The organism is Streptomyces sp. NBC_01515 (genome assembly GCF_045040345.1).
Lineage (GTDB): Bacteria > Actinomycetota > Actinomycetes > Streptomycetales > Streptomycetaceae > Streptomyces.
Genome location: NZ_CP109416.1, coordinates 7685630 through 7699807, shown reverse-complemented (window position 1 = coordinate 7699807; position 14178 = coordinate 7685630). Strand labels below are relative to the sequence as shown.

At 69.6% G+C, this 14178-nt stretch carries 11 protein-coding genes; 4 read left to right on the top strand and 7 right to left on the bottom strand.

Features of this window, described 5'->3' with window-relative positions; genetic code table 11:
* Positions 1–11 precede the first annotated feature (11 nt).
* A complete protein-coding gene (locus OG407_RS34950) occupies positions 12–1181 on the bottom strand; it encodes a hypothetical protein (protein WP_405863426.1) in 1170 nt (389 codons plus the stop codon).
* 631 nt (positions 1182–1812) lie between these two features.
* Here OG407_RS34950 and glgB point away from each other — a divergent pair.
* Positions 1813–4203: a 1,4-alpha-glucan branching enzyme gene (gene glgB / locus OG407_RS34945; protein WP_405868780.1), complete on the top strand. Its 2391-nt coding sequence runs from the start codon at positions 1813–1815 to the stop codon at positions 4201–4203.
* A gap of 198 nt (positions 4204–4401) precedes the next feature.
* On the opposite strand, the gene OG407_RS34940 is transcribed toward glgB, so the two are convergent.
* The 5 genes from OG407_RS34940 to OG407_RS34920 all read right to left on the bottom strand — a co-directional run bounded on the left by OG407_RS34940 (position 4402) and on the right by OG407_RS34920 (position 10054).
* Entirely contained in the window at positions 4402–6636 is a 2235-nt protein-coding gene (locus tag OG407_RS34940; RefSeq protein WP_405868778.1) for a HelD family protein, read from the bottom strand.
* 153 nt (positions 6637–6789) lie between these two features.
* The gene (gene trxA, locus OG407_RS34935) at positions 6790–7113 is read right to left on the bottom strand and encodes a thioredoxin (protein WP_403590640.1); all 324 of its coding nucleotides are present in this window, start codon (positions 7111–7113) and stop codon (positions 6790–6792) included.
* Positions 7110–7496 carry a MerR family transcriptional regulator gene (locus tag OG407_RS34930; protein WP_403590643.1) on the bottom strand — a complete coding sequence of 129 codons (387 nt, stop codon included), beginning with the start codon at positions 7494–7496 and terminating at the stop codon, positions 7110–7112. Before OG407_RS34930 ends, trxA begins: the two co-directional genes overlap by 4 nt.
* 149 nt (positions 7497–7645) lie before the next feature.
* A complete protein-coding gene (locus OG407_RS34925) occupies positions 7646–8410 on the bottom strand; it encodes a DUF2127 domain-containing protein (protein WP_328686335.1) in 765 nt (254 codons plus the stop codon).
* 216 nt (positions 8411–8626) lie between these two features.
* Positions 8627–10054, bottom strand: a complete 1428-nt coding sequence (locus OG407_RS34920) for a cation:dicarboxylate symporter family transporter (protein ID WP_403590646.1) — start codon at positions 10052–10054, stop codon at positions 8627–8629.
* Positions 10055–10276: 222 nt separating this feature from the next.
* On the opposite strand from OG407_RS34920, the gene OG407_RS34915 reads away from it, so the two are divergent.
* Positions 10277–11983 (top strand): ATP-binding protein, encoded by a 1707-nt coding sequence (locus OG407_RS34915; protein WP_405863425.1) that lies wholly within the window; start codon positions 10277–10279, stop codon positions 11981–11983.
* The gene (locus OG407_RS34910; protein ID WP_403590652.1) at positions 11980–12663 is read left to right on the top strand and encodes a response regulator; all 684 of its coding nucleotides are present in this window, start codon (positions 11980–11982) and stop codon (positions 12661–12663) included. Before OG407_RS34915 ends, OG407_RS34910 begins: the two co-directional genes overlap by 4 nt.
* Here the strand turns inward: OG407_RS34910 and OG407_RS34905 are convergent.
* On the bottom strand, positions 12653–13207 hold the full coding sequence (locus OG407_RS34905) for a hypothetical protein (RefSeq protein WP_405863424.1): 555 nt from the start codon (positions 13205–13207) through the stop codon (positions 12653–12655). The two genes, OG407_RS34910 and OG407_RS34905, sit on opposite strands and share 11 nt — an antisense overlap.
* Before the next feature lie 79 nt (positions 13208–13286).
* Here OG407_RS34905 and OG407_RS34900 point away from each other — a divergent pair, with 79 nt between their 5' ends.
* Positions 13287–14162: a 5'-methylthioadenosine/S-adenosylhomocysteine nucleosidase gene (locus OG407_RS34900; protein WP_405863423.1), complete on the top strand. Its 876-nt coding sequence runs from the start codon at positions 13287–13289 to the stop codon at positions 14160–14162.
* Positions 14163–14178 lie beyond the last annotated feature (16 nt).

The window sequence follows — 14178 nt, the reverse complement described above, 5'->3', positions numbered from 1 at the left end:
CCACCCCGCCCTCACCCCGCCCAGGAGGCTCCCCCCGTGACCCCGCGTCCCCCGTCCAACGGTTCTGATCCGAAGCCGAGGAAGAAACCGGCTGAGGCGAAGAGCGGTGCGGAAGTACAGCCGACGGCTTCTGCGGAGAAGGGGGGCGACAGCACCGTGAAGAAGGCCGCCGGTGCTGTGGAGAAGGCTGCGGGCGAGGGGGCGGTGGGCAAGGAGGGCGCGGCTAAGGGAAGCGCGTCTAAGGGGGCTGCCGGCAAGAAGGCAGCGGGAGAAAAGGCTACGGCCAAGAAGGCCAAGGCCAAGAGGGGTGCGGGCGAGGGGGCGGCTGCGGAGAAGGCGACGAAAAAGAGGGGCGAGACGGAGAGCGCCGCCGCGAAGAAGGCCGGTACGGAGGGGGCGGCGACTGAGCCGGCTGCGCCCGGGAAGGCCGGCACGGCCAGGGCCAAAAGGGCGGTGTCGAAGGACGCGCTGGCTGAGACGGCTAAGCCTGGGAAGCTCGGGGCCAAAACGGCGAAGAAGAACACGCCGGCCGAGGCGACTGAGACGGCTGCGCCCGAGAAGGTCAGCACGGCCGGGGCCAAGAGGACGGCGGCGAAGGACGCGTCGGCCGAGACGGCTGCGCCCGGAAACGCGGCAGCCAAGAAGACGGCGACGAAGGACGCGCGGGCTGAAACGCCCAAGCCGGGAGAGGCCGGAGCCAAAACGGCGAAGAAGGACCCGCCGGGCGAGACCACGGAGCCCGGGAAGGCCGCGGCCAAGAGGGCGACGACGAAGAACGCCGGCACGAAGAAGGCGGCGGCGACCAAGGCGACGGCTAAGAACGCCGTGATCAAGAAGGCCGCCGTCAAGCAAGCGACTAAGAAGAACGCCGTGGCGAAGACTGGTTCGGCGGAAGACACCTCGGCGACAAAAGCTGCGACGGAGAAGGCCATGACGAAGACGGGCGCCGCGAAGACCGGTACGGCGAAGAGGACGAACGTGACGGCGAAGATCCCGGCGGAGACGGGCTCGGCAGAAGACGTCGTGGCGGAAACGAGCAGCGCGAGGAAGACCGTGACGAAGAAGGCCGCAGCGAAGAAGGACGTGACCAAGAAGGTCGCCGCCAAGAAGGGTGCCGGGAAGAAGAACTCGGCGAAGAAGGGCCTGGCCAGGAAGACGATCGCGGCCGACGAGAACTCCACGCGGAGGATGGTGAGTGCCGACACGGGGGTGGATTCGGGGGCGGCTTCTCCCACGCCGGACAGGGAGACTGCCGAACGAGAGGGAGCGGCTTCTCCCGCGCGGGAAAGCGCCGCACCCTTGTCGGAGGGGGCAGATTCCGCAGCGGAGCAGGGGGCTTTCCCACCGGAGCAGGGGACTTCCTCAGTGGAGCAGGAGGCTTCCGCACCGGAGCAGGAAGGTTCCGCAGCAGAGCAGGCGGCCTCCACACCGGGTCAGGCGGCTGCTGACCCAGGCATCGCGTCCGCCCCGGAGCCGGGTCTCACGTCGGAGCCGGGTCCCACCTTGGAGCCGGGTCTCACGTCGGAGCCGGGTCCCACCTTGGAGTCGGGTCCCACCTCGGAGTCGGATCTCGCTTCGGAGTCGGATCCCACCTCGGATTCCGGTCCCATTTCCGAGTCAGCCACGCCGCTGGCGGCGACCGAGGATGCAGAGCCGACCACGTCATCGACACCGCCCACCGCACCGGCTCCGGCTGTGCTGCCAACCCCGGACGACACCTCGGAGTCGGGGTCAGCCACACTGCCGACCCCGTCCACCTCGCCGACCACTCCGACTCCGGCGGTGCTGCCGACCCGGGCCGATACCCCGGATCTGAAGTCGGTCACACCGGCGCCCCCGTCAGCCATACCGACCTCGCCCGCCGCTCCGGCTCCGGCGCCGGCTCCGGCCACGCCGCCGGTATCGGCCCCCGCCCCGCTGCCGACCCCAGCCAACACCCCAGACCTGGCCACACAGCCCACCCCACCGACCTCCCCCACCCCCAACTCAACCCCCACCCCTCCCCCAACCCCCACCATCTCCCCCGCCCTGGACGCCCCGGACCGCGACCGCCTCCTCCACGGAACCCACCACGCCCCCCACTCCGTACTCGGCGCCCACCCGGTCCCCGGCGGAGTGGCCTTCCGCGCATTCCGGCCGTTCGCCCTCGGAGTCACCGTCGTGGCAGGGCAGTTGAAGGCCGAGTTGCATGATGACGGGGACGGGTTCTTTTCCGGGGTGCTGCCCCTCCAGGGTGTGCCGGAGTACCGGCTCGCCGTGGCCTACGAGGGCACCGTGCAGGAGGTCGAGGACGCGTACCGGTTCCTCCCCGCGCTCGGTGATCTGGATCTGCACCTCATCGGTGAGGGCCGGCACGAGGAGTTGTGGCAGGCGCTCGGGGCACGGACGATGACGCATCAGGGGGTCACCGGCACCCGCTTCACCGTGTGGGCGCCGGACGCGCAAGGCGTACGCCTCGCCGGTACCTTCAACTTCTGGGACGGAACAGGCGCCCCGCTGCGCTCACTCGGCGGCACCGGTGTCTGGGAACTGTTCATGCCGGGTGTCGGCGAGGGCGAGCTGTACAAGTTCGAGATCACCCGGCCCGACGGTTCGAAGACGATGCGCGCCGACCCCATGGCCCGCCGCACCGAGGTCCCGCCCGCAACCTCCTCGATCGTCCACGCCTCGCACTACGAGTGGAACGACGAGGAGTGGCTCGCCCAGCGCACCGAACTCCCCGCCCACAAAGCCCCCCTCTCCGTCTACGAACTCCATCTCGCCTCCTGGCGCCCGGGCTTGACGTACCGCCAGCTCGCCGAGCAACTCCCCGCCTACGTCAAGGACTTGGGCTTCACCCACGTCGAGATGATGCCGGTCGCCGAGCACCCCTACGGCGGCTCGTGGGGCTACCAGGTCACCGGCTTCTACGCCCCGACCGCCCGCCTCGGCACCCCCGACGACTTCAAGTTCCTGGTCGACGCCCTGCACCAGGCCGGTATCGGCGTCCTGATGGACTGGGTCCCGGCCCACTTCCCGCGCGACGACTGGGCGTTGGCCGAGTTCGACGGCCGCCCCCTGTACGAGCACGAGGACCCGCTCCGGGCCGCGCACCCCGACTGGGGCACCCTGGAGTTCGACTTCGGCCGCCGCGAGGTCCGCAACTTCCTTGTGGCGAACGCCGTTTACTGGTGCGAGGAGTTCCACATCGACGGCCTGCGCGTGGACGCGGTCGCCTCGATGCTCTACCTCGACTACTCACGCGAACCGGACCAGTGGACCCCGAACGAGCACGGCGGCCGGGAGAACCTCGACGCCGTCGCCTTCCTCCAGGAGATGAACGCGACCGTGTACCGCAGGGTGCCCGGCGTCGTGACCATCGCCGAGGAGTCCACCGCCTGGGACGGCGTCACCCGCGCCACGCACCACATCGGACCCGGCGGATTCGGCGGCCTGGGCTTCGGGTTGAAGTGGAACATGGGCTGGATGCACGACTCGCTCGACTACATGTCGCACGAGCCCGTCCACCGCAAGCACCACCACGGCGAGATGACGTTCTCGATGGTCTACGCCTACAGCGAGAACTACGTCCTCCCCATCTCCCACGACGAAGTGGTCCACGGCAAGCGCTCGTTGGTGTCGAAGATGCCCGGCGACTGGTGGCAGCAACGCGCCAACCTCCGCGCCTACCTCGCCTTCATGTGGGCCCACCCCGGCAAGCAACTCCTCTTCATGGGCCAGGAGTTCGCCCAGGGCGCGGAGTGGTCGGAGACCCACGGCCCGGACTGGTGGCTCCTCGACCCCGCCTACGGCGCCGAGGCCGACCACCGAGGCGTACGCGACCTCGTCCGCGACCTGAACACGGTCTACCGCCACACTCCCGCCCTCTGGCAACTCGACACCGACCCGACCGGCTTCCAGTGGATCACCGGCGACGCCGCCGAGGACAACGTCTTCGCCTTCCTCCGCTACGACACCGACGGCTCCCCCCTCCTCGCCATCAGCAACTTCGCCCCCGTAGTCCGCCACGACTACCGCCTGGGCACCCCCGACGACATCCCCGCCTGGCACGAGACCCTCAACACCGACACGGCCCTCTACGGCGGCAGCGACATCACCAACCCGGACCCCATCAAGCCCGAACCCCAACCGTGGCACGGCCGCCCGACCAGCATCCGAGTCACCTTGCCCCCGCTCGCGACGGTCTGGCTGCGCCCCGCGTAGCAACCTGACGTTGCAGGCGCCGGCCGGCAAAATCCAGCCTGTTCAGCACTTGCTGACGCCGGCCGGCATTGGTCAGCCCGTTGGGGGTCCCCCCTCTGGGGGAGTCTGAGGACGAGGCCGTCCAGGCCGATGGGGGTCTGGGGGCGCAGCCCCCAGGACGCCCACACCAACACCGCCCGCCATCACACCGTCACCCCGTCACACCGCCCCCGCTTCCGCCAAGCTCAGCGGCAGCGCCCCCGTATGCAACACCCCCAACCGCTGCGTAGCCCGAGTAAGCGCCACGTACAGATCACTCGTCCCGTACCGCCCCGGCTCGACAACCAACACCGAGTCGAACTCCAGCCCCTTGGCCTGCCGAGGATCCAGCAGAACGACACTCCGCGTCAGATCCGGCTCCTCCCCCGCCGTCACCCCGTCCAGCCGCGCAGCCAACCGCCGATGCAGATCCCGCGGCGCGATCACCGCCAAACGCCCCTCCGCGGGGGTCAGTTCACCCACGGCCTTGGCCACAGCACCCGGCAGATCGTCAGTGGCCCGCACCCAAGGCCGTACCCCAGTGGTCCGGACCGAACTCGGCGGTTCGAAGCCGGGATTCTCCGCGCGGACGACCGCCGCCGCGAGGTCCATGATCTCGGCGGGGGTGCGGTAGTTGACGCCGAGGCGGGTGTGGTCGTAGCGGTCCTCGACGTACGGGGCGAGGATCTCCGACCACGAGCCGACACCCGCCGCCTCCGCCGTCTGCGCCGGGTCACCGACCAGCGTCATCGACCGCGTGGGACTCCGCCGCATCAGCAACCGCCAGGCCATCGGGGAGAGTTCCTGCGCCTCGTCGACGATGATGTGCCCGAACGCCCAGGTCCGGTCGGCCGCCGCGCGTTCCGCGGCACTGCGGTGGTCCTCCTCCTCATGCCGCTCCGCGAAGCGCTCCGCGTCGATGATGTCGTGCGCCGACAGCACCTCGGAACCCTCGGGGTCGCCCTCTTCCTTGTCCTCGAACTCGAACGTCCGGGACGCGAAGGACACGTCCAACACCCCCTGCGCGAACGACACTTGCTCCTCGCGCTCCCGCTGGGCCCGCGCCACCCGCACCCGGTCGTCCCGCCCGAGAAGCTCCGCGGCCTCGTCCAGCAGCGGTACGTCCGCCACGGTCCACTCGCGCGTCACCGGGCGGCGGATCGCGTCCGCGTCGTCGTCGGAGACGTAGCCCACGGGGTCGGCGAGGAAGTCCGCGACGAGGTACTGCGGGGTCAGCCGCGGCCACAACTGGTCGATGGCGGCCCAGACTTCGGGGTTCTCGGCGAGTTCGTCGCGGATCTGGGTGATGTCGCTGGGGTCGAGGAGGTTGCTGCCGTCGAAGGGGTCGGTGCCGATGCGTTCGGCGACCATCTCGGTGAGCGTGTTGAGGATGTGGCCCTCGAAGTGCTCCCGGGCCGCGTTGTGCGGGAGTTGGGCCTCGCGCGCGCGGTCGCGGGCCACCCGTACGAGACCGTCGTCGAGCATCAGGATCTCGCGGTCGTGCTCGATCGCGATCACCGGGTCGGGCAGCGACTGCCAGTCGCGTACGACGGCGGCGAGGACGTCGGCCATGTCGGCGCGGCCCTTCACGGTGGCCGCCGCCCGGCTGTCGGTCGCCGTCGCCTTCACTCCCGGGAACAGCTCGCCGACGGTCGCCAGCAGCACGCCGGTCTCGCCGAGCGACGGCAGCACCTCGCCGATGTAGCCGAGGAACGCGGGGTTCGGACCGACGATCAGCACCGCGCGCTTGGCGAGCAACTCCCGGTATTCGTAGAGGAGATACGCGGCCCGGTGCAGCGCGACGGCGGTCTTGCCGGTGCCGGGGCCGCCCTCGACGACGAGCACCCCGCGGTGGGGCGCGCGGATGATCTCGTCCTGTTCGGCCTGGATGGTCTGCACGATGTCGCTCATCCGGCCGGTGCGCGCGGAGTTGAGCGCGGCGAGCAGGACGGCGTCGCCGCTCGGGTCCTCGTGGCCGGTGCGGGTGGCGTCGCCGAGGTCGAGGATCTCGTCGTGCAGGGCGGTGACGCGGCGCCCGTCGGTGGTGAGGTGCCGGCGGCGGCGCAGGTCCATCGGGGTGTGGCCGGTGGCCAGGTAGAAGGGGCGGGCGACATCCGCCCGCCAGTCGATCAGGATCGGCGTGAGGTCGGCGTCGTCGGAGCGGATGCCGATACGGCCGATGTGGTGGGTGACACCGGAGGTCAGGTCGATCCGGCCGAAGCAGAGCGAGCCGTCCACGGCGTTCAGCGCGGCGAGCAGCCCCGAGCGCTCGGCGACCAGGATGTCCCGCTCCAGCCGGGCCTGCATGGGCGTGTTGCCCTGCCCGAGCGCGTCCGTGACGGAGTCCTCGGTGGCGCCGCGCAGCGCGTCCACGCGTGCGTACAGACCGTCGATGAATTCCTGCTCACCGTGAATTTCATCGCTGTTTGACAATTCCACTCCCGGACATATATACTGTGCTCACTAAGCCTCTTTGCGACCTAATTCCAATGAAGTCGCGAACCATTGAATATACGCAAAAGAATCCCCCGAGCGCAATTGCGCGGGGGATTCTTTCGTGTCAGGGGTTCAGATCACATCGGCCAGTTCCTCCAGCAGCCGGCGCTTGGGCCGGGCCCCCACCATGGCCTTCACCGGCTCACCGCCCCGGAAGACCATGAACGTGGGCATCGAGAGAACCTTGTAGGCGTTCGTGGTCTCCGGATTCTCATCCACGTTCAACTGCACCACTTTCAGCCGATCCGCCTCCTCGGCGGCAAGGGCCCGCAGCACCGGTGCCATCTGCCGGCACGGAGGACACCAGTCCGCCGTGAACTCCACCAGCACCGGCAACTCGGCCTCGATCACCTCCGCGGTGAAATCCTCGTCCGTAACATCCGTAACGCCGCTCACAGTTCCCGCCCTCCCAGTTCGCACAGCGGCGGCGGCTCCTCCACCGTCGCCAGCCGCACTCCGATCTCCGCCCGCACCGCCTGCAACTCCCCGATCAGGGAATCCAGTTCGGCCAGCTTCCGGCGATAGACGGCGAGCGAGGCCGGGCACGAGTCCCCCTCGGGATGCCCGGCCCGCAGACACTCCACGAAGGGCCGCGTCTCCTCCAGGTCGAACCCGAAGTCCTGCAGGGTCCTGATCTGCCGGAGCAGCTTCAGATCCCCCTCGTCGTACGTCCGATACCCGTTACCACCCCGCCGCGCGGGCAACAGCCCCCGCGCCTCGTAGTACCGCAACGCCCGCGTCGTGGTCCCGGCCCGCGCGGCCAACTCGCCGATTCGCATGCCTACGACGGTAATCCTTGACGTGGGCGTCAGGGCAAGGACGCCGACATCAGGGCGACACCGGCTCGTCCCCGTCCCCACGCACCCCGAGCAGCCGGCACGTCAACCGCTCCCGGTCGGAGAGGAGTTCGTCGAGGGTCCCGCGGATGTCAGACCATGACCCCGGCCGAGGTCTCCACCTCCAGCAGGGACGCACTCTCCCGCTCCTCGTCGAAGGCCTTCCGGCCGCCGCGCAGCCCGAACAGCCGCTTGGCCAGGGCGATATAGAGGACGGCGAGGATGTTGAGGACGAGGGTGGCGATCTTCAACCAGCTGATGTGTTCGGTGAGTTCGTAGATCTCCAGCGGGAGGAACGCGGCGGTGGCGACCACCGTCAGGTACTCCGCCCAGCGCTTGGCGTACCAGAGTCCGCCGGCCTCGACGAGTTCGATCAGCGCGTACGCCAGCAGGAGGACGGCGACCAGGACCAGCGTGGAGTGCTTGTAGCCGAAGGTCTTCTGGATGGTGCCGACGATCGGCGAGTGGTCGAGGTCGTAGTGGAAGTGCCTGAAGACGGGCCGGAAGACGTCGAGGTACTCGTCGAAGAGCTGGCGCACCGAGTCCTGGCTGTTGCTGAACTTCCATACGGCGGCGGCGACCAGCACGATGAACACCCCGCGCACGGCCCGCTCGATGGCGAGGAACCGCAGGATGAACAGGTCCCGCAGCACCTTCCCGCGCGGCACCAGGGGAGCGTGCTCGGCGGGCCCCGAACCGTGCGGTTCGCCGAGGACGAAGTCGCCGCAGCGCAGACAGCGCCAGGCCTCCCCGAACCCGGTCTCGGCGCGCAGCCGTTCCCGCAGTGCCGTCTCGTCGGGCGCGTAGGTCGCGTGCCCGTGCCGTGCGCAGTGCCGCCGGTCCCAGTCGATCTTCATGCCCATGGCCCCCGTGACTCCCACCGAACGCGAACGTGCCGTGCGCGCCGGAGGTTTCCGGCACGGCACGGCACGCTAGTACATCCCTACTACGTCTCTGTAAGGACCGGGCGGCTGAGCGACGGGGGGACACCCAGCCGCCCGGAGTCCGTGGGGCGTCCGGGCCGTGTTCAGGCGGGTCCGGGCGCCCCGCTTCGGGGGAGCGTCGACGAAGGCTCAGGCCTTGGCGAGTTCCTTCTCGCCGCCCTGCTCCGGTACGGCGTCGAGGTGGTCGTCGCCGTCCTTCGCGTCGAGCAACGTCTTCTCGTCGAAGGGCAGTTCACCCGCGAGGACCCGGTTCACCCGCTCCTTGTCGACCTCGCCGGTCCAGGTGCCGATGAGCAGCGTGGCGACGGCGTTGCCGGCGAAGTTGGTGACCGCGCGGGCCTCGCTCATGAAGCGGTCGATGCCGATGATCAGGCCGACACCGTCGACCAGGGCCGGCTTGTGCGACTGGAGACCGCTGGCGAGTACGGCGATACCGGAGCCGGAGACACCGGCCGCGCCCTTGGAGGCGACCATCATGAAGAGCAGCAGGCCGATCTGCTGGCCGATGCTCATCGGCTGGTCCATCGCGTCGGCGATGAACAGCGAGGCCATCGTCAGGTAGATCATCGTGCCGTCGAGGTTGAAGGAGTAGCCGGTCGGCACGGTGATGCCGACGACCGGGCGGCTGACACCCAGGTGCTCCATCTTCGCGATGAGCCGCGGCAGCGCGGACTCGGAGGAGGAGGTGGAGACGATCAGCAGGAACTCACGGCCGAGGTACCGCAGCAGCTGGAAGAGGTTGACCTTGGCGACCAGCTTGGTCAGCGTGCCGAGCACGACGACGATGAAGAGCGCACAGGTGATGTAGAAGCCGAGCATGATCGTGCCCAGCGCCTTGAGCGCGTCCATACCGGTCTCGCCGATGACCGCGGCCATCGCGCCGAAGGCGCCGACCGGCGCGGCCCACATGATCATGCCGAGGATGCGGAAGACCAGCTTCTGGATGTACTCGACACCGCGCAGCACCGGCTCGCCGGTCCGGCCCATGGCCTGCAGCGCGAAGCCCGCGAGGAGCGCGATCAGCAGCGTCTGGAGGACCTGGCCCTCGGTGAACGCCGACACGAAGGTGGTCGGGATGACCCCGAGCAGGAAGTCGACCGGGCCCTCGGCGGCGGCCTGGGCCTGCGTGTGTCCGACGCCCTTGACGGCCTCGGTCAGGTGCATGCCGCTGCCCGGGTGGATGATGTTGCCGACGACCAGGCCGATGGCCAGCGCCACGAACGACATCGCGATGAAGTAGGCGAGCGCGAGCCCGCCGACCTTGCCGACCTGCGCGGCCTTCCGTACGGAGCCGACGCCGAGCACGATCGTGCAGAAGATGATCGGCGAGATCATCATCTTGATCAGCGCGACGAAGCCGGTACCGAGCGGCTTGAGCTCCTCGGCGAAGTCCGGCGCGGCGAACCCGACGGCGATGCCGAGGGCGACCGCGACGATCACCGCGATGTAGAGGTAGTGGGTGCGGTCCCGCTTCACGGGCGGTGCTGCGGGTGCGGCAGGTGCGGGTGCGGGGGTGCTGGCCACGGCTGCCCTCCTTGACGACGTCGTCGGCATCATCCGGCGTGCGGCTCACGACCGGCGGAACCCGGGTGGCGAGTGCGGCTCACGTCCGGGGATTCATGAATTTCAGGGGTGGTGCGGCGATCCGCACCAAGCGATGTGCGGGTCGGTCCGGGAGGCGGCTGCTTCCGGGGTTGCGGTGACTATCTCCCGCCTTGTGAGGCCGGTCACCCTTACGTTCATTTAGTTCGCGCCGAACAGGAGAGGCACACTGACGACATGCGCTTCCCGCACGTCCCCCGTCCCCGCAGCCTCGCCGGCCAGCTCTTCGGCATGCAGGCCGTGCTGATAGCGGTCGTCGTCGCCGGGTACGCGCTGTTCACCTACGTCAGCGACCGCAGCCAGGCCGAGGACGCGGCGGGCCGCCAGGCCATGGCGGTGGCGCGGTCGGTCGCGGACTCGCCCTCGGTGATCGCGGCGATCGGTACGTCGAACCCCACCACGCACCTGGAGTCGTACTCCCTGAAGGTCCAGCGGGACACCCAGGTCGACTTCATCACGATCATGAATCCGCAGGGCATCCGCTGGACGCACCCGGACAGGACGCAGATCGGCAAGAAGTTCCTCGGCCACATCGGGCCCGCCCTGAAGGGCGACTCCTTCACCGAGACCTACACGGGCACCCTCGGCGCGTCCGTCCGCGCGGTCACTCCCGTCTACGACACCGACGGCACCCGGATCATCGGCCTGGTCAGCGCCGGTATCCGGGTCGAGGCGATCACGCAGCGGGTGCAGGACCAGGTGACGGCGCTGATCGGGGTGGCGGCCGGCGCCCTGGCACTGGGTGCCGTAGGGACGTACGTCGTGAACGCCCGCCTGCGCCGCCACACCCACGGCATGAACGCGGCCGAGCTGAGCCACATGCACGACTACCACCAGGCCGCGCTGCACGCGGTACGCGAAGGGCTGCTGATGCTCGACGGTCAATACCGGGTGGCGCTGATGAACGACGGCGGACGGGAGTTGCTGGGGGTCGGGCCAGACGTGGACGTGGTGGGCCGGTCAGTGGCGAGCCTCGGACTGCCCGCACCGCTGACGGGCGCGCTGCTGTCCTCGGAGCCCCGCGTTGACGAGGTGCATCTGACGGCGTCCCGGGTGCTGGTGGTGAACACGTCGCCGGTGTCGGGCGGCGAGCGCCGCGGAACGGTGGCGACACTCCGGGACGTCACCGAACTCCAGTCACTGATGGGCGAGTTGGACTCCGAGCGGGGCTTCACACAGGCGCTGCGCTCACAGGCCCACGAGGCGGCGAACCGCTTGCACACGGTCGTCTCGCTGATCGAGCTGGGGCGCGCGGAGGAGGCGGTGGACTTCGCGACGGCCGAGCTGGAGCTGGCCCAGACGCTCACGGACCAGGTCGTCTCGGCGGTCAACGAGCCTGTGCTGGCTGCCCTGTTGCTCGGCAAGACGGCCCAATCGAACGAGCGGGGCGTGGAGTTGGTCGTATCGGAGGACAGCGGCCTGGACGACGGCCTGCTGCCGGATTCACTCCCCGCGCGCGACCTGGTGACCATCCTCGGAAACCTGATCGACAACGCGGTGGACGCGGCACAGGGAAGCCTGCGGGCGCGGGTCACGGTGACGGCACGCACGGAGGCGGACCCGGCGGGCTCCCGCTCCGCGCTGGTGCTGCGGGTCGCGGACACGGGGGCGGGGGTGGATCCGGCGCACGCGGAGGCGGTCTTCCAACGGGGCTTCTCGACGAAGCCGGCGGGTCCGGGGGGTCGGGGGCTGGGGTTGGCGTTGGTGCGGCAGGCGGTTAACCGGCATGAGGGGACGTTGACGGTGGCCGAGGCGGAGGGGGGCGGGGCGGTGTTCGAGGTGCGGTTGCCTTTGTGGGGGGCGGGGAGTGAGGACGGGGTGGGGGCGTCGGCTCAGGGTTCGGTTTCGTCCCAGGGTTCTGTTTCCAAAGGTGGTACCTCGTGACTACGGCCGAACCGATCCGCGTCCTGATCGTCGAGGACGATCCCGTCGCCGCCGACGCGCACGTCATGTACGTAGGCCGAGTACCGGGGTTCGTGGCCGTGGGCAAGGCGCACACGGGGGCGGAGGCACGGCGGGCGCTGGAGCGTACGCAGGTGGACCTGTTGCTGCTGGACCTGCATCTGCCGGACGCGCACGGGCTGCAACTCGCGCGGTCCTTGCGGGCGGCCGGGTATCACGCCGACGTCATCGCGGTGACCTCGGCGCGGGATCTGGCGGTCGTGCGGGAGGGGGTGTCGCTGGGGGTCGTCCAGTACGTGCTGAAGCCGTTCACGTTCGCGACGCTCCGGGATCGGCTGGTGCGGTACGCCGAGTTCCATGCGGCGGCGGGTGAGGCGAGCGGTCAGGACGAGGTGGACCGGGCGCTGGCCACGCTGCGGGCGCCGTCGCCTGCGGCGCTGCCCAAAGGGTTGAGTGCGCCGACGCTGGAGCGGGTGACTGTGGCTCTGCGGGATTGTGGGGAAGGGCTTACCGCGGCGGGGGTTGCGGAGGCGGTGGGGATTTCTCGGATCACGGCTCGGCGGTATCTGGAGCATTTGGTGGAGGCGGGGCGGGCGGGCAGGAGTCCGCAGTACGGGACTGTGGGGCGGCCTGAGTTGCAGTATCGGTGGGTCAAGGGGTAGGCGGGCGGGGCGAGTTGAAGGGCCGCGCGCAACTGAGGACCTGGTGGCCGAGGCCGACGACGATGAGCGCCTCGGCCACGGACAGGACGAGCAGGCCGGAGGACGTCTGACCCGCGAACCAGTAGACGACGAGACCGGCGAGCGGAACGACGCAGAACGCCAGCAGGTCGATCACACACTGGATGACCTTGCGGGAACGGCGGCGGCTGTCGGAACGGTGGGTGGTCTCCCAGGCGAAGACCGCCTGGGCGTCGGTGAGTTGGGCGAGCCGTGGCCCGAGGTCGTCCCGTACGTACGTCCCGATCGCGGAGATCTTCTCGTCGTTCACGAGGTAGGTCCAGCCGAGCACGACACACACCGGGGGCAGCGCGAGCAGCATCTCGGACTGCTTGGCCTGGGCCGCGGCGGCGATGACGGCGGCCACGACGGTGAGGGTGACGTAGAGGAGGTTGTCGCGGAAACCGATACGGGTCCTCTGCTCGTCCTTGACGGTCTGGTACTCGGCGAGGAGCAACTGGCCCACGGTGACGTCACGTTCGGGCATTGCCCTCGCCTCTCCCCCGAGTGGTGCCAACACAGCATCTGCGCAGGCGACTTGGAAGTACCTTAAGGGAGTGTCTGAGATGCCTGGGTTTCAACCCACTGTCGCGGTGCTGACCGCGCTGCCGCTGGAGTACAAGGCCGTGCAGGCCCATCTCACGGACGTACGGAAGCGGGAGCATCCGCGAGGCACCCGGGCCGCGATCGGCCAACTCCCCGGCACACCCTGGTCCGTTGCCCTGGTCGAGATGGGCGAGGGAACCCTGACCGCCGCCGCGCTCACCGAGCGCGTGATGACCTGGCTGGAACCACAGGCGGTGCTGTTCGTGGGGGTCGCCGGGGGCCTGAAGAGCGACATCGGGCTGGGCGACGTCGTAGTGGCGACGAAGGTGTACGGCATCCACGGCGGCAAGGAGACACCGGAGGGCTTTCTCGTGCGGCCGGAGGCGTGGCGGGCGTCGCACCGGCTGACCGCCGCCGCCCGGGAGGCGTTGCGGGACGACCCCCATGCCCACCTGAAGCCGATCGCCGCGGGCGATGTCGTCCTGGCCGCACCCGAGTCCGCGCTCGCGGAACACCTGCGTAGGCACTACAACGACGCGGCGGCCATCGAGATGGAGGGCTCGGGGGTGGTGAGCGCCGTGGATCTCGCGGGCGGTGACGCCCTGGTGATCCGGGGTATCAGCGACCGGGCCGACGCGGACAAGTCCCGTACGGACGGGGAGGGTTGGCAGCCCCGGGCCGCCGAGAACGCGGCGGCTGCCGCGGTGGCGGTGTTGCGGGAGCTGCGGCCGTTCCGTGGCGGGCGGGTCGGGGGTTCCGACAGGGAGGTCGAGGACTCCGAGGAGGGGCCCCATCGGGGGGCGACGGGGGCCACGTACGGAGGGGATCACCTCGACTTTCGAGGGAGCACCTTCAACGGGCCGTTCGTTGCCAAGCGGGTGGACCGGGAGCGGTAGCGACTCCGGACGTGGG

Coding starts and splice junctions, on each gene's coding strand:
- OG407_RS34930 (WP_403590643.1), bottom strand. CDS start 7,496: ATGCGAATCGGCGAGTTGGCCGCGCGGGCCGGGACCACGACGCGGGCG.
- OG407_RS34925 (WP_328686335.1), bottom strand. CDS start 8,410: ATGAAGATCGACTGGGACCGGCGGCACTGCGCACGGCACGGGCACGCG.
- OG407_RS34920 (WP_403590646.1), bottom strand. CDS start 10,054: ATGATGCCGACGACGTCGTCAAGGAGGGCAGCCGTGGCCAGCACCCCC.
- OG407_RS34915 (WP_405863425.1), top strand. CDS start 10,277: ATGCGCTTCCCGCACGTCCCCCGTCCCCGCAGCCTCGCCGGCCAGCTC.
- OG407_RS34905 (WP_405863424.1), bottom strand. CDS start 13,207: ATGCCCGAACGTGACGTCACCGTGGGCCAGTTGCTCCTCGCCGAGTAC.
- OG407_RS34900 (WP_405863423.1), top strand. CDS start 13,287: ATGCCTGGGTTTCAACCCACTGTCGCGGTGCTGACCGCGCTGCCGCTG.